The following is an 18382-nucleotide window of genomic DNA, read 5'->3' on the forward strand; positions in this document are numbered from 1 at the left end:
CCGTCGGCCGGAATGCTATTGGACACGCGTGGTCCTGGGGTAATAGAAAATGTCATACACCCCGGTCTCTCCCTCTAATCCCTGAGCGTCATAGGCCGACAGGCGAACATGGTAGAACAACGCTTTCAGCCCGCTGAATTTGACCTCGGGCGTGCTGGAAAACTGCTCTTGCTTGATGTCCAGAAAGGCTGCATCGGTAGCCACTTGCGCCCGATAACGTGTGGCCCCTTCGATGGGCTTCATGATCAATTGCCAAACCGGCACAGCCCCCGTTTGACCGGCCTGCCCCAACAAACGCGGGGCGGGTAACAAGTCGATTGGCGTCAATGTGCCTTGTTTCTGAATACGCAAACCCTGACGGGCCATGACCTGGACTTCGTCATTCTCAGGGCCCTGAGTCCGTTTGGCAGTGGAGCGGGCAGAGCGGGGGCGCGACGGTTCCTCATCACGATTGACCGCCACTTGCCCGTTCAGCACTTCCAGTAATGCCTGGCCACCATCATCGTTGCGCACCCGGAAGTGCGTACCCCGTACGCCCAGTACACCAACCGGTGTGACGATCTGAAAACGATCATGGTCGCTGGCACGTTTGATCACATATGACTCGACCTGACCCTGCTCAAGGATAACCTGAGGGATCGAATATTCTTCATTGAGGTGCAGCGTGATCTGAGAGCTGGAGGGCAGCACCACCCGCGAGCCATCGCCCAAGGGACAGGCTGACAAACGCCGAGGGCGAGGTCTTGACGCCTTCCTGCTCATCGATCGGCATGCCTTCTTGCAGTGGCGTCTGTTTACCTTTGGCGTCCAGCTTCCAAGCTTCGCCGGTCAGGTGCTCGACAGTCGCGGGCAGCGGTTGGCCGCGGCATTGTTGGTTGTCATCGATATAAGGCAAACGTTTTGCAGAGATGGCAGCCGCCGATGCGCTCTGGGTGAGCAATCCCATCAGGCCGGCCACCAGCAAAAGACAAACGCCAGAACGGCGCGGGAGCAATAAGGTCATGGGGTTCATGGATTGGCGTTTATGCTCTTATAGAAATCATGCCGGGAAACGCACGCGCTTGAGCACGATACCTGACCGGATGCTCTGGCAGATTGCCATGGGAACAAAGGAAATGAAACGACACATCCCTGTGTCGGAACCGAGCAGGCACTCCGTGTGTTTTCCCCTGAACTGCAGACCCGCCGAAAACCGGCGATCGACGGTCCTGCAGTTTGGTGTTGACGCTCCCTGCGTCGGAGCACATCCCAATGCCCCTGTGCCGCTCAGCGACGACAAATTTACTGGCATAAAGAACCTTGCGAGGTAATTCTCAATATTTGTTCAGAATTGGCCGCGGACTAAAACACCCAACGTTGTTGTGCCGGGCGAATGTCGAGCTGGGCGGCTTCCACCTGTGCGGAGTGCACCGGGGCAAAGCCTGGCGAGTCGCCCATCACTGCGTTTGTCTCTGCCGGGCCAAAGTAATGCGCTGCAGCATTCTGCTCGATGGCTGGTTTTGACTGGACCGTGGTGCATCCCAATCCGAGACCCGCGGCCAACATCAACGCTGCCAATCTTGTAAACCCGTTAAAGAAAATCTTTGGACGCATCTTCCCCACTGTCTCTCTTGCATTCATCGCCTACCGGCTAAGTGATATCAGCGTATCCATACTTGGGAAGTTCGCAGCAATTGGCCACAATTGTTCAGATTCAACCAATCAGCCTAAACTCCCGCAGGAATTTTCTTAACGTTGCACTTACGAGATGAAGGAAACACTCGGCATGCGTGTCGCAATACTGGATGACGAACCCGCCGAACTCCGCCGGGTGGAACAGACACTGCGACAGATCCCCGTAACAGGGGAGCAGGCGTGGACGTTGCACAGTTTCGAGCGGGGAGAGGACCTGTTACGGCAACTTCGCAGGGAAACTTTCGATCTGCTGATCCTCGACTGGCAATTACCCGACATCAGCGGGCTGTCGTTGTTGCGCTGGACCCGGGAACACATGGACTCGCCACCGGCGGCGATCATGCTCACCAGTCGCGATACCGAAAGCGATATCGTCCATGCCTTGAACGTCGGAGCCGACGATTACGTGAGCAAACCGTTTCGTCCTAACGAGCTGATGGCTCGGGTGAGCGCCGTGCTTCGTCGGCATGGACCGCAACGCGCGGCAGCCACCGAAATACTCACATTCAATGACCTCGAATTCGACGACGCCGAACTCACAGTCACCCGTGCCTCCACCCCCATCAGCCTGACCGAACGAGAATACCGTCTCGCCCGCTGCCTGTTCGCCAATCTGGGCCGACCTTTGTCCCGTGAATACTTGTATGAGCGCTTTTGGAGCCATGAAGAAATCGTGTCCTCCCGGCCTCTGGATACTCATATTTATCGCCTGCGCAACAAGCTGGGCCTGACAGCTGATCGCGGTTGGCAACTGCTGACGATTTACGGGTATGGGTATCGGCTTGAGAGCGTAGCCACCGCTAGCGAATGATTCGACGAACAATAAAAAAGTCCAACGCTGAGCGTTGGCAGTGTCCATTACGGCAGTTCTGCGCGGGGAATCAATACCCCGCCCATGTAGATTTCAATTGATCAATGTTCTGGCACGACCGCCTTAGTCCGAGCGCAACCTGGCTCTGGAGGCGGCATGGATTGTGCCGGCGGACTTGCGATAGAGGCCGACTGCCAATCCCATAATGATGATCGCAATTGAAATCAAGTTCGGTATCGAGATGTGTTCGCCGATAATCAGCATCGAACTGCCGATGCCGAATACCGGAATCAACAACGACAGCGGTGCCACTGTTGAAACAGGATAAAGCTTCAACAGCGAGTTCCATCCCCAATAGGCAAAGTGTGTGGCCAGATAGATTTGAAAAATAATCGATAGCACAGCCGTCAGGTCGAGACTGCTTTGCAGGTTCTCAAAGGGCGCGGCACCCTGCATGAGCCAGGCGATGAAGAAGAGCGGGATGGGTGGAAACAGACTGGCCCAGACCATGAATGAAAAAATCTCTTTGACACCCGATTTCTTGATAATCACGTTGCCGACGCTCCAAGCGACTGCACTCAGCACAATCAGCAGTACTCCAAGTATTGCGTGCTCCCCTTGCTGGGTGGAAATGATGCCCGCTAGCCCGACCAATGCCAGCAGTGCCCCGATAAGCTGGGCACCGCGAAGCTTTTCTTTAAATAGTAACGCCCCCCAACCCATGGTGAAGAACACGCTGAGCTGAATGATCAGCGAAGCAATACCGGGGCTGACACCTACCTGAATGCCATAATTGATCACCCCCCACATCCCCAACCCGAAAATGAAGCCGTAAGCGGCGACATAGCTGAACTTGATGGCGGGGCGCTTGATGAAGAACACCAAAGGTATGGCGGCGAGCGCAAAGCGTATTCCGGTTAACACAAAGGGATCGATCGAGCGTAAACCCAGTTTGGTGATTGGAAAGTTCACTCCCCACACTAAGGTGACGAGTATCGCCAGAATCAAATGTTTTTTCTGCATGTCCCTATCCTCACATTAAGCGGCACACCGCATTCCAATCAGTTCAATGCGAACCGTTTCTGCATCAGGCATTTTTGGAGATGCGATTCTATGGTCCAAAATTTTGGCCTGCTTGCTATAGCAGGTCTATTTTTGTCAAAATCGGGCCATGTCGATCAATCCAAGACTGGATCCCTACGAGCATGGAAGCCCCGATGCTGTGGTGAGCCTGCGCAAGTATTCTTCGGGTACTGTTTTTGCGCGGCATACGCACAGTCGTGGTCAGTTTGCGTACGCCTCGACGGGCGCGTTGAAGATGTTCACCGATCAGGGGAATTGGGTTGTCCCGCCTCAAAGAGCACTTTGGGTTCCCGCGTGCGTGTCGCATGAAATGCATATGCGCGGCGACGTGACCATGATCAATACTTACCTCAATGAGGCTGCCTCCATCCGCGCCGGTTTGCCGGAGCATTGCCAGGTCTACAATGTTTCGCCGCTACTCAGGCACCTGTTGGAAGCGGCGTTGGCCATTGATCCAGAGCAACCGCCCAATATCCGAAGCCAGTCCGTGCAGACGCTATTGGTGGATGAAATCGGCGCCATGTCGGAGCTTCCACTGAGCGCACCTTTGCCTTCAGAACCTCGACTGGCCCAATCGTGCCATCGATTCCTTGATGCACCCACGCAGAATATTTCCATCAGTGAAATGGCCAGTTGGTCGAGCATGAGCCGGCGAACGTTCACGCGAAGTTTTCGGGCAGCGACTGGCATGAGTTTTGTGTTCTGGCGGCAACAAGTCTGTTTGCTAGAAGCAACATCCAGACTGAGCAATGGTTCATCTATCACCGAAGTGGCGATTGATCTGGGTTACAGCAGCCCAAGCGCCTTTACCTCGGCATTTCGGCGTAATCTGGGGGATTCACCGGGGCGTTATCTGGCCAAGTCCAAAGGTGCATCGATGTTCTGAGCGATTGATCAAGAAGGGTGTCTAGTCCTGAAACAGGTGTAAACCTTATTCAGGACGGGACACACGCAATAAAAAAGGCCAACGCTAAGCGTTGGCCTTTTTCGTTTTAGCGGTCCTGCCGGATCAGAAGTCCAGGTTGGACACCGCCAAGGCGTTACTTTCGATGAAGTCACGGCGAGGTTCGACCGCATCACCCATCAGGGTGTTGAAGATCTGGTCTGCGCCAATGGCGTCTTCGATGGTCACTTTGAGCATGCGGCGCGAACCTGGGTCCATGGTGGTTTCCCACAGCTGATCAGGGTTCATCTCACCCAGACCTTTATAGCGCTGGATGGTGTGGCGCTTGGTGCTTTCGGCCATCAGCCATTCAAGGGCTTCCTTGAACTCGGTGACGGCTTTCTTGCGCTCGCCGCGCTGAATATAAGCGCCTTCGTCCAGCAAGGTACTCAGTTGAGCGCCAAGAGAAACGACGGTCTTGTAATCGTTGCTGCCGAAGAAGTCGCGGTTGAAGGTGACGTAGTTCGACAGGCCGTGGGAGATCAGTTCGACCTCTGGCAGCCAGACGTTACGTTCACGGTCTTCACGCAGGCTGGCTTTATAAACCAGACCGGATTTCTCGACGGTGCGCAGGCGAACTTCGTACTGAGCCAGCCAATCCTGCATCGCTGCGTGATCGGACAGTTGTTCCATGCTCACGGCTGGCAGGTAGATGAAGTGCTCGGTCAGTTCCTGTGGATACAGGCGCGACAGGCGCTTGAGAGTTTTCATCACCAGACGGAAGTCATTCACCAGACGTTCGAGGGCTTCACCGGAGATACCCGGGGCTTCCTCGTTCAAGTGCAGGCTCGCATCTTCCAGGGCCGACTGCGTCATGTACTCTTCCATGGCGTCGTCGTCTTTGATGTATTGCTCTTGCTTGCCTTTCTTGACCTTGTACAGCGGTGGCTGAGCGATGTAGATGTAGCCGCGCTCGATCAGCTCCGGCAGCTGACGGAAGAAGAAGGTCAGCAGCAGGGTGCGAATGTGCGAACCGTCGACGTCAGCATCGGTCATGATGATGATGTTGTGATAACGCAGCTTGTCGATGTTGTACTCGTCGCGGCCAATGCCGCAGCCCAGCGCGGTGATCAAGGTGCCCACTTCTTGCGAAGAGATCATCTTGTCGAAGCGCGCCTTCTCGACGTTCAGGATCTTGCCCTTCAACGGCAGGATGGCCTGGGTCTTGCGGTTACGTCCCTGCTTGGCGGAACCGCCAGCAGAGTCACCTTCCACGAGGTACAGTTCGGAGAGGGCAGGGTCTTTTTCCTGGCAGTCAGCCAGTTTGCCCGGCAGGCCGGCGATGTCCAGCGCGCCTTTGCGGCGGGTCATCTCACGCGCCTTACGCGCGGCTTCACGTGCACGGGCCGCGTCGATCATCTTGCCGACGACCAGCTTGGCTTCGTTCGGGTTCTCCAGCAGGAAGTCAGAGAAGTACTTGCCCATTTCCTGTTCAACCGCGGTCTTCACTTCGGAAGACACCAGTTTGTCTTTGGTCTGGGAGCTGAACTTCGGATCCGGCACTTTTACCGAAATGATCGCTGTCAGGCCTTCGCGGGCATCGTCACCGGTGGTGGCAACTTTGTGCTTCTTCGCCAGACCTTCAGCTTCGATGTAGGTGTTCAGGTTACGCGTCAATGCGGAACGGAAACCTACCAGGTGAGTACCGCCATCGCGCTGTGGAATGTTGTTGGTGAAGCACAACAGGTTCTCGTTGAAGCTGTCGTTCCACTGCAGGGCGATTTCCACGCCGATGCCGTCTTCACGCTGGATATTGAAGTGGAACACCTGGTTGACCGCAGTCTTGTTGGTGTTCAGGTATTCAACGAACGCACGCAGACCACCTTCGTACTTGAACAACTCTTCTTTGCCACTGCGCTCGTCCTTGAGGACGATGCCGACACCGGAGTTGAGGAAGGACAATTCGCGAATCCGCTTGGCCAGGATGTCCCAGCTGAAGTGGATGTTCTTGAAGGTCTCAGCCGATGGCTTGAAATGAATCTGGGTGCCGGTGGTTTCGCTCTCGCCAACGATCTTCATCGGCTCTTGCGGAACACCGTGGACGTAAGTCTGTTCCCAGATCTTGCCACTGCGGCGAACGGTCAGAACCAGTTCCTTGGACAGTGCGTTCACAACCGAAACACCTACACCGTGCAGACCGCCGGATACTTTGTAGGAGTTGTCGTCGAACTTACCGCCGGCGTGCAGCACGGTCATGATGACCTCGGCTGCCGAAACGCCTTCTTCTTTGTGCACGTCTACCGGGATGCCACGACCGTTGTCGCGAACGGTGATGGATTCGTCCGGATGGATGATGATGCTGATGTCGTCGCAGTGGCCGGCCAAAGCTTCGTCGATCGAGTTATCGACCACCTCGAACACCATGTGGTGCAGACCGCTGCCATCGTCGGTGTCACCAATGTACATACCGGGACGTTTGCGTACGGCATCCAGGCCTTTCAGCACTTTAATGCTCGTTGAGTCGTACGTATTTTCTTCGCTCAATGCCTTCACTCCCGATGGTCGTGGGTCTGGGTGATACGGCCCTGTTCCACGTGGAACAGAGCGACTGGCGTTTCCGTCTGCCAGCCTTCCCTCAATAATTCGTGATCTACACAGGTGATAAAGACCTGGCAGCGTAAGTCTTCCAGCAAGCGGCAAAGCGCGCGACGGTGGTGCTCGTCCAGTTCGGACGGCAGGTCATCCACCAGATAAATACACTGGCCGCGACGGGCCTGGCTAACCAAGTGCCCCTGGGCGATCCGCAATGCACAGACCACCAACTTCTGCTGGCCACGAGACAAGATGTCCGCGGCGTTATGTGCGCCCAATCTAAGACGCAAATCAGCGCGTTGTGGTCCGGCCTGGGTATGACCCATTTGCTGATCCCGTTGAAGGGATCCGGCGAGTACTGCACTCAACTCACGGTCTTTATCCCAACCCCGGTAATAGCTGAGCGTTAAGCCCTCAAGCTCAACCAGTTCGCTCAAGGTCTGTTCAAAGACTGGTTTCAAGGCTTTGATGTAAGCGCGGCGGTATTCATCTATTTCAGCGCTGGCCTGGCACAGTTCCCTGTCCCAAACCGCTTGCGAAACGGCGTCAAGTGTACCATGTCGCAGCCAAGAGTTTCTCTGGCGCAAGGCCTTCTGCAAGCGCTGCCACGTGGACATGAATCGGGGTTCCACGTGGAACACACCCCAGTCGAGAAACTGTCGGCGAATCTTCGGCGCTCCTTCCAACAGGCGAAAGCTGTCCGGGTTGATCAACTGCAGCGGCAGGATCTCCGCCAGTTGCGCTGCACTTCGGGCATTCTGCCCGTCGATGCGGATCTGGAACTCGCCCTGGCGGTCGCGAGATATCCCCAGCGCGCTGTGTCCACCCTCGGCCAGTTCGACCTGGCCAAACACCGTGCACGCCAATTGCTCGTATTGAATGACGGGTAACAGACGGCTGCTACGAAACGAACGGGCAAGCCCCAGCAGATGAATGGCTTCCAGAACACTGGTTTTGCCGCTGCCGTTGGCGCCGTAAAGAATGTTGATTCGGGGGGAGGGGGAGAAGGTCACCGGGTGCAGATTGCGCACCGCGGTGACCGAGACGCGACTTAAGGACATCTAGCTTCTGCTGAACATGATTACAGACGCATCGGCATGACAACGTAGGCCGAGTCGTCGTTGTCGGACTCTTGCACCAGCGCACTGCTGTTGGAGTCGGACAGGATCAGGCGAACCTGCTCGGTGGTCATCACGCCCAGCACGTCAAGCAGATAGCTCACGTTGAAGCCGATTTCCAGAGAGCCGCCGTTGTATTCAACACCCACTTCTTCTTCCGCTTCTTCCTGCTCCGGGTTGTTCGCCTGGATTTTCAGCTGACCATTGGCCAATTGCAGACGGATGCCACGGTACTTCTCGTTGGACAGAATCGCGGTACGGCTGAACGCTTCACGCAGGGCCTGGCGATCGCCGAGTACCAGCTTGTCACCGCCTTTTGGCAGAACACGCTCGTAGTCAGGGAATTTGCCGTCGACCAGTTTCGAGGTGAAGGTGAACTCGCCAGTGGTGGCACGGATGTGGTGCTGGCCCAGCACGATGCTGACATTGCCGTCCGGTTCAGTCAGCAGACGCGCCAGTTCCAGAATACCTTTGCGTGGCACGATGACTTGATGACGATCCGGCTGTCCGATATCGGCCTGCATCGAGCACATCGCCAGACGGTGACCGTCAGTGGCCACGGCACGGATGACGCCAGCGGATACTTCCAGCAGCATGCCGTTGAGGTAGTAACGTACGTCCTGCTGGGCCATGGCGAAGCTGGTGCGCTCAATCAAACGACGCAGTTTGCTTTGCTCAAGGCTGCAGGTCAGCGAGCCAGGGCCTTCTTCCACTGTCGGGAAGTCGTTGGCCGGCAGGGTCGACAGGGTGAAGCGGCTGCGGCCGGCCTTCACCACGAGCTTTTGCTCGTCGACCTTGATATCGATCAGCGCATCGTTCGGCAAGCTCTTGCAGATGTCCATCAGCTTGCGCGCAGGCACAGTGATGGAACCAGGGTCTGCAGGCTCTTCGAGTTGCACACGACCGACCAGCTCGACTTCCAGGTCGGTACCGGTCAGCGACAGTTGCTGGCCTTCGACAACCAGCAGCACGTTGGAGAGCACCGGCAAGGTCTGTCGGCGCTCGACGACGCCTGCGACCAGTTGCAGGGGTTTCAACAGGGCTTCGCGTTGAATGGTGAAATGCATGGTCTAGTCCCTTGCCTTAATAAGCTGCGCTGGTGTTCATCAAGTGGTCAGTGTACGCAGCAGGTTCTTATAGTCCTCGCGGATGTCCGCGTCGGATTCCTTAAGCTCGTTGATCTTGCGGCAGGCGTGCAAAACAGTCGTATGGTCGCGGCCGCCAAACACATCGCCGATTTCCGGCAAGCTGTGGTTGGTCAATTCCTTGGACAACGCCATGGCGACCTGACGCGGACGTGCTACCGAGCGTGAACGACGCTTGGACAGCAGGTCGGAGATCTTGATCTTGTAGTACTCGGCGACGGTGCGCTGAATGTTATCCACAGAGACCAGTTTGTCTTGCAGCGCCAACAGGTCTTTCAGGGATTCGCGAATCAGCTCGATGGTGATGTCGCGGCCCATGAAGTGCGAGTGGGCGATCACGCGTTTAAGCGCGCCTTCCAGCTCACGGACGTTGGAGCGAATACGCTGGGCGATGAAGAATGCCGCGTCGTGTGGCAGATCGACTTTGGCCTGGTCGGCCTTTTTCATCAGGATCGCCACGCGGGTTTCCAGTTCCGGTGGCTCGACGGCAACCGTCAGGCCCCAGCCGAAACGTGACTTCAGGCGCTCTTCAAGGCCTTCGATTTCTTTCGGATAGCGGTCACTGGTGAGAATGACCTGCTGGCCACCTTCAAGCAGGGCGTTGAAGGTGTGGAAAAATTCTTCCTGGGAGCGTTCCTTGCGAGCGAAGAACTGAATGTCATCGATCAGCAACGCATCCACCGAACGGTAGAAGCGCTTGAACTCATTGATCGCATTCAGTTGCAAAGCCTTGACCATGTCCGCGACGAAACGCTCGGAATGCAGGTACACAACCTTGGCATTCGGATTCTTCTTTAACAGGTGGTTACCCACAGCGTGCATCAAGTGGGTTTTACCCAAGCCGACACCGCCATAAAGGAAGAGCGGGTTGTAGCCATGCTTGGGGTTGTCCGCCACCTGCCAGGCAGCAGCCCGGGCCAGTTGGTTGGACTTGCCTTCGACGAAGTTCTCGAACGTAAAGGTACGGTTCAGGTAGCTGGTGTGCTTGAGCGCGCCTTCGACCTGCACTGTGCGTTGTTCGGAACGAACCGGGGCCTGTTGCGAACTGGCGCCAGCCATTGGGTCGAAGCTGTCGCGGGACGGCTCTTCACTGACTTCGGCAACCTTTTGTGTTGAACGCTTGGTCGGTGCCGCCGTCGGAGCAGGCGCGGGAGCGCTGACCGGTGTGGCAGCCGCCTGAGCCTGGGACGCCGCAGCGGCCAACGGGGCATTGGGTGCCGCACGCGGTGCCGAACTGCGTTTGCTGCCTATTAATAAGGAAAGCGCCGGCGCCATGCCATTGCCATGCTCATCCAGCAGTTCGAGGACGCGACCCAGGTACTTTTCGTTAACCCAGTCGAGAACAAAACGATTCGGTGCGTAGACACGCAACTCGTCGCCTTCGGCTTCGACCTGTAGTGGACGGATCCAAGTGTTGAATTGTTGGGCAGGCAGCTCATCGCGCAAAAGCTCTACGCACTGCTGCCAAAGTTCCACTGACACGGATATCCCCTAAGTTGAAAGCCGGTGAGGCAAAAACAAGCGCTCATTGTAGCGGCCAGACGTCCACTTATCCACATGCAGGTTGCGCACAGGGCATGAATTATCAATGCGTTAACCCTCGAAAAGAAGACCAACGGTCTGTGTATAAGCTCTGTGGATAACCGCCCATGAGGGCACTGGACAACTGGGGGCGAAACTCAGTGGATAACCTTACTGTGGATAACTGACCGTTCCACACACAGCTTATCCGACAGTGCAGCACAGGCTGACCACCGTTTTCCAGCGTAGTTGTCATTCTCTGTACATCACGGTTTAGAAGGGCTAAAGGTAGTTATCCACAGATGATCGCATCCCTAGCTTTTATAAGCTTTACAGAAAAGCTTTAAATAATTCCCTTCTTTATTTCTATATCTAGCGAATGACCTTCGGACGAGCAAAACGTCTGGAGATCTATTTATAAGGAAACGCTGGTTGGAAATTGACCTAGAGGCTTGCTTTCTCTAGAATCCCCGGTCTCTTAAAACGGGGGCCATTCCGGCCCGTTGTGGACGAACCAGGTAACACGACAATGAAACGTACTTTCCAACCAAGCACTATCAAACGCGCTCGTACCCACGGTTTCCGTGCTCGCATGGCTACCAAAAACGGTCGTGCCGTCCTGTCGCGTCGTCGCGCCAAAGGTCGTGCGCGTCTGGCAGTTTGATAATCCGGCACTGGAGGTGAGTCAGGACTTCAGTCGGGAAAAGCGTCTGCTTACTCCCCGGCATTTCAAGGCAGTCTTTGACTCCCCTACCGGCAAGGTTCCGGGGAAAAATCTCCTGCTCCTTGCGCGCAACAACGATCTTGATCACCCCCGTCTCGGGCTGGTTATCGGGAAAAAGAGCGTAAAGCTCTCCGTCGAGCGCAATCGCCTCAAACGTCTGATGCGCGAATCGTTTCGCCTGAACCAGGATTCACTGGTCGGTTGGGACATTGTTATCGTCGCGCGCAAAGGTTTGGGTGACGTAGAAAACCCCGAATTGATTCAGCATTTCGGCAAACTCTGGAAGCGTCTGGCACGCAGCAAGCCGGTACCAGCAGTCAAAACCGAAACTGTAGGGGTAGACAGTCCCGATGCGTAAACTGGCACTCGTTCCGATCCAGTTTTATCGCTATGCCATTAGTCCCCTGATGGCCAGTCACTGTCGTTTCTACCCCAGTTGTTCCTGCTACGCGTATGAAGCCATTGAAAATCATGGCCTTCTGCGCGGTGGCTGGCTGACCTTTCGTCGTTTAGGTCGCTGTCATCCGTGGAATCCCGGTGGTTATGACCCGGTTCCATCTATCCCTACCTCCCGTTCTTCTTCGATGGCCGAGTAATCATGGATATCAAACGCACGATCCTGATCGTCGCCCTGGCAATCGTGTCCTACGTTATGGTTCTTAAATGGAACCAGGACTATGGCCAGGCTGCCCTGCCGACTCAGAATGTTGCTTCCAGTACTACCGCACCGGGCCTACCGGATACGGCGACTGGCAATAATGCTTCTGTCAGTGACGACATTCCACGCGCCGCAAGCGATACCAGTGCAACTGCCCCTGCTGAAACACCAGTAGCTGCAAGCAAAGACCTCATCCAGATCAAAACGGATGTGCTTAACCTGGCTATCGATCCACAAGGTGGCGATGTTGCCCAGTTGACGCTGCCGCTGTATCCACGTCGCCAGGACCATCCGGAAATTCCATTCCAGCTGTTCGATAACGGCAACGAGCGGACTTATCTGGCTCAGAGCGGCCTGATCGGCACCAACGGCCCGGACGCAAGTCCTGCCGGTCGTCCGGTTTACTCCTCCGAGAAGAAGACTTATCAACTGGCTGACGGTCAGGACCAATTGGTCGTAGACCTGAAGTTCAGCAAGGACGGCGTCAACTACATCAAGCGTTTCACCCTGAAACGTGGCCTGTATGACGTAACCGTTTCCTACCTGATCGACAACCAGAGCGCTCAGCCCTGGTCCGGTGCAATGTTCGCGCAATTGAAGCGCGATGCCAGCTCCGATCCTTCTTCCAGCACTGCCACCGGCACCGCGACTTACCTGGGCGCCGCCCTGTGGACAAGTAACGAGCCGTACAAGAAAGTGTCGATGAAGGACATGGACAAGGCTCAGCTGAAAGAAACTGTCACCGGTGGCTGGGTTGCCTGGTTGCAGCACTACTTCGTGACCGCGTGGATCCCGGCCAAGGGCGAAAACAACGTCGTCCAGACCCGCAAAGACAGCAAAGGCAACTACATCATCGGCTACACCGGTCCTTCGCTGACCGCTGCGCCAGGTGCCAAGGCTGAAACCAGCGCCGTGCTGTACGCAGGTCCAAAAAGCCAGGCTGTCCTGAAACAGTTGTCCCCAGGTCTGGAACTGACCGTCGACTACGGCATTCTGTGGTTCATTGCCCAGCCAATCTTCTGGCTGCTGCAACATATCCACGCGCTGGTCGGTAACTGGGGCTTCTCGATCATCTTCCTGACCATGCTGATCAAGGGGATTTTCTTCCCGCTATCGGCCGCCAGCTACAAATCCATGGCCCGCATGCGTGCAGTGGCACCGAAACTGGCCGCGCTGAAAGAGCAACATGGCGAAGACCGGCAGAAAATGTCGCAAGCCATGATGGAGCTGTACAAGAAAGAGAAGATCAATCCACTGGGTGGCTGCTTGCCAATCCTGGTGCAGATGCCGGTTTTCCTTTCGCTGTACTGGGTTCTGCTGGAAAGCGTGGAAATGCGCCAGGCGCCATTCATGCTGTGGATTACTGACCTGTCGATCAAGGATCCGTTCTTCATTCTGCCGATCATCATGGGCGCAACCATGTTCATCCAGCAGCAGTTGAACCCGACGCCTCCGGATCCGATGCAGGCCAAGGTGATGAAGCTGATGCCAATCATCTTCACCTTCTTCTTCCTGTGGTTCCCGGCCGGTCTGGTACTGTACTGGGTAGTGAACAACTGCCTGTCGATCGCCCAACAGTGGTACATCACTCGTAAGATCGAAGCGGCTACCAAAGCAGCTGCCTGATTTACACTGTGGATAACCACTCAAAACGCCCCCTAGTGGGGCGTTTTGCTATCTGTCACTTTTGTCTGGATACCGGTTTATGAGCGTTCCTCGTGAAACCATCGCAGCCGTCGCCACCGCTCAAGGTCGTGGCGGTGTGGGCATCGTCCGTATTTCCGGGCCGCTGGCGAGTGTGGCGGCCAAAGCCATCAGCGGTCGCGAACTGAAACCGCGGTTCGCCCATTACGGCCCGTTCCTCAGTGAAAACGAAGAGGTGCTGGACGAAGGCATCGCGCTGTATTTCCCGGGACCGAATTCGTTCACCGGCGAAGATGTGCTTGAGCTGCAGGGCCACGGCGGTCCGATCGTCCTGGATATGCTGCTCAAGCGTTGCCTGGAGCTGGGCTGTCGTCTGGCCCGGCCAGGTGAGTTCAGCGAGCGTGCCTTCCTCAACGACAAACTCGACCTGGCTCAGGCCGAAGCCATTGCCGACCTGATCGAGGCGAGTTCTGCACAGGCCGCGCGAAATGCCCTGCGTTCTTTGCAGGGCGCGTTTTCCCAGCGTGTGCATAACCTCACTGAACAACTCATCGGTTTGCGCATTTACGTCGAAGCGGCCATCGATTTCCCGGAAGAAGAAATCGACTTCCTGGCCGATGGTCACGTACTGAGCATGCTCGACAAAGTGCGTGACGAATTATCCACAGTGCTTCGTGAAGCCGGGCAGGGAGCCTTGCTCCGTGACGGAATGACGGTGGTGATCGCCGGCCGGCCAAATGCTGGCAAGTCCAGCCTGCTGAATGCCCTGGCCGGACGTGAAGCCGCGATCGTGACCGAGATTGCCGGCACGACCCGGGACATTCTTCGCGAACATATCCACATCGATGGCATGCCATTGCACGTGGTCGACACTGCCGGTCTGCGGGATACCGATGATCAGGTGGAAAAAATTGGTGTCGAGCGGGCATTGAAAGCCATCGGCGAGGCGGATCGCGTATTGCTGGTGGTCGATGCCACGGCTCCCGAGGCCCTTGATCCATTTGCCTTGTGGCCAGAATTCCTCGAAACACGCCCGGATCCGGCAAAAGTGACACTGATTCGTAACAAGGCAGACCTGACGGGCGAAGCGATTTCCCTGCAAGTCAGTGACGATGGTCACGTCACGATCAGCCTCAGTGCGAGGTCCGCCGGCGAAGGCCTGGAGTTGTTGCGTGAGCATCTCAAGGCCTGCATGGGTTACGAGCAGACCTCTGAAAGCAGCTTCAGTGCTCGCAGGCGTCACCTGGAGGCACTGCGTCATGCCAGTGCGTCCCTTGAGCATGGCCGTGCACAGCTGACATTAGCGGGGGCCGGTGAACTGCTGGCTGAAGATTTGCGACAAGCTCAACAGTCTTTGGGCGAAATCACCGGCGCATTCAGCTCCGATGACCTGCTGGGAAGAATCTTTTCCAGCTTCTGCATCGGTAAATAGCCTTCCGCGTTACCCACAGACAGGCCATTCAGGCCTGTCTGCCCCCTCTTTTCTGAAATTGTCCTCCGGTGCCTGGGTAGATTTTCTACCTGAGCGGATTTTCCGTGCCCGCGATTTGATCCAGTCAGTACTTTTCTGTGGATTAAGCCCTGTGAATAACTGCCGCTAAGGGCAGTTGATAACAGGGCATCAAAACTGAAGATAACCGCCTCTGTGGATAACCACCCATTTCATCCACAGGCTTACACCGGTTATCCAAGGGCCTCCGTGGCACATGACCACAGGGTTTTGAATCTCTGTACACATTGAAAATAAAGGCCTGTAGTAATCTATCCACAGAAAGGTCGGTCAGTAGAAATAAACATAAAAACAAAGATTTAATAAATTTCTCTCTTTTTAATTTCTATAACCCCGACTTCTCCACAGCTGGTTAAATTTTGTGCAAAGGGTTCTTTAGGAAGGGCGAAGTCCCTATACTTGCCGACCAGGTCCAAAAACCTGATCTCAAACTATTCCGGATTACCTGACTGAAGCAGGCACGAGGTGCGTGGTGGATTTCCCTTCCCGTTTTGAAGTGATCGTCATCGGCGGCGGTCATGCCGGTACCGAGGCTGCACTTGCATCAGCACGTATGGGGGCAAAAACCCTGTTGCTGACGCATAACGTGGAAACCCTCGGTGCCATGAGTTGCAACCCCGCCATTGGTGGGATCGGCAAAAGCCATCTGGTCAAGGAAATCGACGCCCTGGGCGGCGCGATGGCCATGGCTACCGATAAAGGTGGTATTCAGTTTCGCGTATTGAACAGCCGCAAAGGCCCAGCCGTGCGTGCAACCCGCGCTCAGGCAGATCGGGTTCTGTACAAGGCCGCTGTCCGCGAAGCTTTGGAAAACCAGCCGAACCTGTGGATATTTCAACAAGCTGCTGACGACCTGATCGTCGAGCAGGAACAAGTGCGCGGTGTCGTCACCCAAATGGGCCTGCGTTTCTTCGCCGATTCCGTGGTGTTGACCACCGGCACCTTCCTCGGTGGACTTATCCACATCGGCATGCAGAATTATTCCGGCGGTCGCGCCGGTGATCCGCCGTCGATTGCCCTGGCTCACCGTTTGCGTGAACTGCCATTGCGTGTCGGTCGCCTGAAAACCGGTACGCCGCCGCGTATCGACGGTCGCTCTGTGGATTTCTCGGTGATGACCGAGCAAGCAGGGGACACGCCGATTCCGGTGATGTCGTTCATGGGCTCCAAAGAGCAGCATCCGAGACAGGTCAGTTGCTGGATTACCCACACCAACGCCCGTACCCATGAAATCATTGCCGCCAACCTCGACCGTTCGCCGATGTATTCCGATGCTGGGTTGATTGAAGGCATCGGCCCACGTTATTGCCCATCGATCGAAGACAAGATCCACCGCTTTGCCGACAAGGAAAGTCACCAGGTCTTCATCGAACCGGAAGGTCTGACCACCCACGAGCTGTATCCGAACGGGATATCCACATCCCTGCCGTTCGACGTGCAATTGCAGATCGTGCAATCGATCCGTGGCATGGAAAACGCGCATATCGTTCGTCCGGGCTACGCCATCGAGTACGACTACTTCGACCCCCGTGACCTGAAATACAGCCTGGAAACCAAAGTTATCGGCGGTCTGTTTTTCGCCGGGCAGATCAACGGCACCACCGGTTACGAAGAAGCCGGCGCCCAGGGTTTGTTGGCTGGAGCCAACGCCGCATTGCGAGCTCAGGGCAAAGATGCCTGGTGCCCGCGTCGCGATGAAGCCTACATCGGCGTTTTGGTTGATGACCTGATTACCCTGGGAACCCAGGAACCGTACCGGATGTTCACGTCCCGCGCCGAATACCGCTTGATTCTGCGCGAAGACAACGCCGACTTGCGTCTGACCGAAAAAGGTCGCGAACTGGGTCTGGTGGATGACGTGCGTTGGGCGGCGTTCTGCAAAAAACGCGAAAGTATCGATCTGGAAGAACAACGCCTGAAAAGTACCTGGGTTCGCCCGGGCACCGAGCAGGGCGATGCGATTTCCGAGAAGTTCGGTACGCCGCTGACCCACGAATACAATTTGCTCAACCTGCTGAGCCGTCCGGAAATCGACTACGCTGGTCTGATCGCCGTGACCGGTGGGGGCACAGAAGATCCACAGGTCGCCGAACAGGTCGAAATCAAGACCAAATACGCCGGTTACATCGACCGTCAACAGGATGAAATCGCACGCCTGCGGGCCAGTGAAGACACCAAACTGCCTGTGGATATCGATTACACGAACATCTCCGGTCTCTCCAAAGAGATCCAGAGCAAGCTCGGTGCGACCCGTCCAGAGACTTTGGGCCAGGCGTCGCGTATCCCGGGCGTAACCCCGGCAGCGATTTCGCTGTTGATGATTCATTTGAAAAAACGCGGCGCGGGCCGTCAGTTGGAGCAAAGCGCTTGAGTTCGTTGGTTACCTCGCAACACGCAGAAGAGTTATCCACAGGTGCTCGCCAGCTCGGTGTCACGCTGACAGAAACCCAGCACGCTCAGTTGCTGGGTTATCTGGCCTTGTTGATCAAATGGAACAAGGCTTACAACCTGACCGCCGTGCGCGATCCGGACGAAATGGTTTCCCGTCACCTGCTCGATAGCTTGAGCGTGATGTCGTTCGTCGAAAACGGTCGCTGGCTTGACGTTGGAAGCGGCGGCGGCATGCCGGGTATTCCGTTGGCGATCCTGTTTCCAGAGTCCCAAGTGACCTGTCTGGACAGCAATGGCAAGAAAACCCGCTTCCTGACCCAGGTCAAACTCGAACTCAAACTGGATAACCTGCAAGTTATCCACAGTCGCGTCGAAGCGTTCCAGCCTGAACTGCCATTCAACGGGATCATTTCCCGGGCGTTCAGCAGCATGGAGAACTTCAGCAACTGGACTCGCCATTTGGGCGACGCCGATACACGCTGGCTGGCAATGAAGGGCGTTCATCCCGCCGATGAGCTGGTAGCATTGCCGGCAGACTTCCACCTCGATAGCGAACACGCCCTGGCCGTACCCGGTTGCCAAGGCCAACGCCATCTGCTGATACTGCGCCGCACGGCATGATTGGGAA

Annotated in this window: 15 protein-coding genes and 1 pseudogene; 9 read left to right on the top strand and 7 right to left on the bottom strand. The window is 56.0% G+C overall.

All coding sequences use genetic code 11. The features are described 5' to 3' along the window. Positions 1–15 precede the first annotated feature (15 nt). Both ACZ9BB_RS23840 and ACZ9BB_RS23845 read right to left on the bottom strand, forming a co-directional pair. Positions 16–946, bottom strand: a pseudogene (locus ACZ9BB_RS23840) (FecR family protein). Positions 947–1341: 395 nt separating this feature from the next. Further along, complete coding sequence (locus ACZ9BB_RS23845; protein WP_476216761.1) at positions 1342–1593, bottom strand: hypothetical protein; 252 nt, start codon at positions 1591–1593, stop codon at positions 1342–1344. Positions 1594–1765: 172 nt separating this feature from the next. Between ACZ9BB_RS23845 and ACZ9BB_RS23850 the strand changes: the two genes are divergently transcribed. Then, complete coding sequence (locus ACZ9BB_RS23850; protein WP_476216763.1) at positions 1766–2485, top strand: response regulator transcription factor; 720 nt, start codon at positions 1766–1768, stop codon at positions 2483–2485. Positions 2486–2608: 123 nt separating this feature from the next. Here ACZ9BB_RS23850 and ACZ9BB_RS23855 read toward each other — a convergent pair whose 3' ends face one another. Further along, positions 2609–3508, bottom strand: coding sequence for an EamA family transporter (locus tag ACZ9BB_RS23855; RefSeq protein WP_476216765.1), 900 nt, complete (start codon positions 3506–3508; stop codon positions 2609–2611). 148 nt (positions 3509–3656) lie between these two features. Here ACZ9BB_RS23855 and ACZ9BB_RS23860 point away from each other — a divergent pair, with 148 nt between their 5' ends. Next, positions 3657–4454: an AraC family transcriptional regulator gene (locus ACZ9BB_RS23860; protein WP_476216767.1), complete on the top strand. Its 798-nt coding sequence runs from the start codon at positions 3657–3659 to the stop codon at positions 4452–4454. Positions 4455–4577: 123 nt separating this feature from the next. On the opposite strand, the gene gyrB is transcribed toward ACZ9BB_RS23860, so the two are convergent. Genes gyrB through dnaA form a run of 4 tightly spaced genes read right to left on the bottom strand, consistent with a single transcriptional unit; the run spans position 4578 to position 10788 of the window. Then, positions 4578–6995: a DNA topoisomerase (ATP-hydrolyzing) subunit B gene (gene gyrB / locus ACZ9BB_RS23865; protein WP_476216769.1), complete on the bottom strand. Its 2418-nt coding sequence runs from the start codon at positions 6993–6995 to the stop codon at positions 4578–4580. Positions 6996–7000: 5 nt separating this feature from the next. Continuing rightward, the gene (gene recF / locus ACZ9BB_RS23870) at positions 7001–8104 is read right to left on the bottom strand and encodes a DNA replication/repair protein RecF (RefSeq protein WP_008007898.1); all 1104 of its coding nucleotides are present in this window, start codon (positions 8102–8104) and stop codon (positions 7001–7003) included. A 20-nt stretch (positions 8105–8124) separates the two neighbouring features. After that, positions 8125–9228 carry a DNA polymerase III subunit beta gene (gene dnaN / locus ACZ9BB_RS23875; RefSeq protein WP_030132563.1) on the bottom strand — a complete coding sequence of 368 codons (1104 nt, stop codon included), beginning with the start codon at positions 9226–9228 and terminating at the stop codon, positions 8125–8127. A 39-nt stretch (positions 9229–9267) separates the two neighbouring features. Continuing rightward, a complete protein-coding gene (gene dnaA, locus ACZ9BB_RS23880; RefSeq protein WP_476216773.1) occupies positions 9268–10788 on the bottom strand; it encodes a chromosomal replication initiator protein DnaA in 1521 nt (506 codons plus the stop codon). 568 nt (positions 10789–11356) lie between these two features. Here dnaA and rpmH point away from each other — a divergent pair. The 7 genes from rpmH to rsmG all read left to right on the top strand — a co-directional run bounded on the left by rpmH (position 11357) and on the right by rsmG (position 18375). Next, the gene (gene rpmH, locus ACZ9BB_RS23885; RefSeq protein WP_003213577.1) at positions 11357–11491 is read left to right on the top strand and encodes a 50S ribosomal protein L34; all 135 of its coding nucleotides are present in this window, start codon (positions 11357–11359) and stop codon (positions 11489–11491) included. A gap of 16 nt (positions 11492–11507) precedes the next feature. Further along, positions 11508–11909 carry a ribonuclease P protein component gene (rnpA, locus tag ACZ9BB_RS23890; RefSeq protein WP_010465490.1) on the top strand — a complete coding sequence of 134 codons (402 nt, stop codon included), beginning with the start codon at positions 11508–11510 and terminating at the stop codon, positions 11907–11909. Then, positions 11902–12147 (top strand): membrane protein insertion efficiency factor YidD, encoded by a 246-nt coding sequence (gene yidD, locus ACZ9BB_RS23895; protein WP_052966011.1) that lies wholly within the window; start codon positions 11902–11904, stop codon positions 12145–12147. The genes rnpA and yidD overlap by 8 nt, the downstream gene beginning before the upstream one ends. Before the next feature lie 2 nt (positions 12148–12149). Then, the gene (gene yidC, locus ACZ9BB_RS23900) at positions 12150–13835 is read left to right on the top strand and encodes a membrane protein insertase YidC (RefSeq protein ID WP_476216776.1); all 1686 of its coding nucleotides are present in this window, start codon (positions 12150–12152) and stop codon (positions 13833–13835) included. Between the two features lie 79 nt (positions 13836–13914). Continuing rightward, positions 13915–15285, top strand: coding sequence for a tRNA uridine-5-carboxymethylaminomethyl(34) synthesis GTPase MnmE (mnmE, locus tag ACZ9BB_RS23905; protein ID WP_476216778.1), 1371 nt, complete (start codon positions 13915–13917; stop codon positions 15283–15285). Positions 15286–15835: 550 nt separating this feature from the next. After that, positions 15836–17734 carry a tRNA uridine-5-carboxymethylaminomethyl(34) synthesis enzyme MnmG gene (gene mnmG, locus ACZ9BB_RS23910; protein WP_476216780.1) on the top strand — a complete coding sequence of 633 codons (1899 nt, stop codon included), beginning with the start codon at positions 15836–15838 and terminating at the stop codon, positions 17732–17734. Further along, positions 17731–18375 (top strand): 16S rRNA (guanine(527)-N(7))-methyltransferase RsmG, encoded by a 645-nt coding sequence (rsmG, locus tag ACZ9BB_RS23915; RefSeq protein ID WP_064621182.1) that lies wholly within the window; start codon positions 17731–17733, stop codon positions 18373–18375. Before mnmG ends, rsmG begins: the two co-directional genes overlap by 4 nt. Positions 18376–18382: the final 7 nt, after the last annotated feature.

Source organism: Pseudomonas sp. TE3552, assembly GCF_056278945.1.

What these genes read in the sequence shown, in the direction of transcription:
- yidD (WP_052966011.1), top strand. Translation starts at nt 11,902, where the DNA reads ATGCGTAAACTGGCACTCGTTCCGATCCAGTTTTATCGCTATGCCATT.
- mnmE (WP_476216778.1), top strand. Translation starts at nt 13,915, where the DNA reads ATGAGCGTTCCTCGTGAAACCATCGCAGCCGTCGCCACCGCTCAAGGT.
- ACZ9BB_RS23845 (WP_476216761.1), bottom strand. Translation starts at nt 1,593, where the DNA reads ATGCGTCCAAAGATTTTCTTTAACGGGTTTACAAGATTGGCAGCGTTG.
- yidC (WP_476216776.1), top strand. Translation starts at nt 12,150, where the DNA reads ATGGATATCAAACGCACGATCCTGATCGTCGCCCTGGCAATCGTGTCC.
- recF (WP_008007898.1), bottom strand. Translation starts at nt 8,104, where the DNA reads ATGTCCTTAAGTCGCGTCTCGGTCACCGCGGTGCGCAATCTGCACCCG.
- ACZ9BB_RS23850 (WP_476216763.1), top strand. Translation starts at nt 1,766, where the DNA reads ATGCGTGTCGCAATACTGGATGACGAACCCGCCGAACTCCGCCGGGTG.
- dnaN (WP_030132563.1), bottom strand. Translation starts at nt 9,228, where the DNA reads ATGCATTTCACCATTCAACGCGAAGCCCTGTTGAAACCCCTGCAACTG.
- ACZ9BB_RS23860 (WP_476216767.1), top strand. Translation starts at nt 3,657, where the DNA reads ATGTCGATCAATCCAAGACTGGATCCCTACGAGCATGGAAGCCCCGAT.
- ACZ9BB_RS23855 (WP_476216765.1), bottom strand. Translation starts at nt 3,508, where the DNA reads ATGCAGAAAAAACATTTGATTCTGGCGATACTCGTCACCTTAGTGTGG.
- rpmH (WP_003213577.1), top strand. Translation starts at nt 11,357, where the DNA reads ATGAAACGTACTTTCCAACCAAGCACTATCAAACGCGCTCGTACCCAC.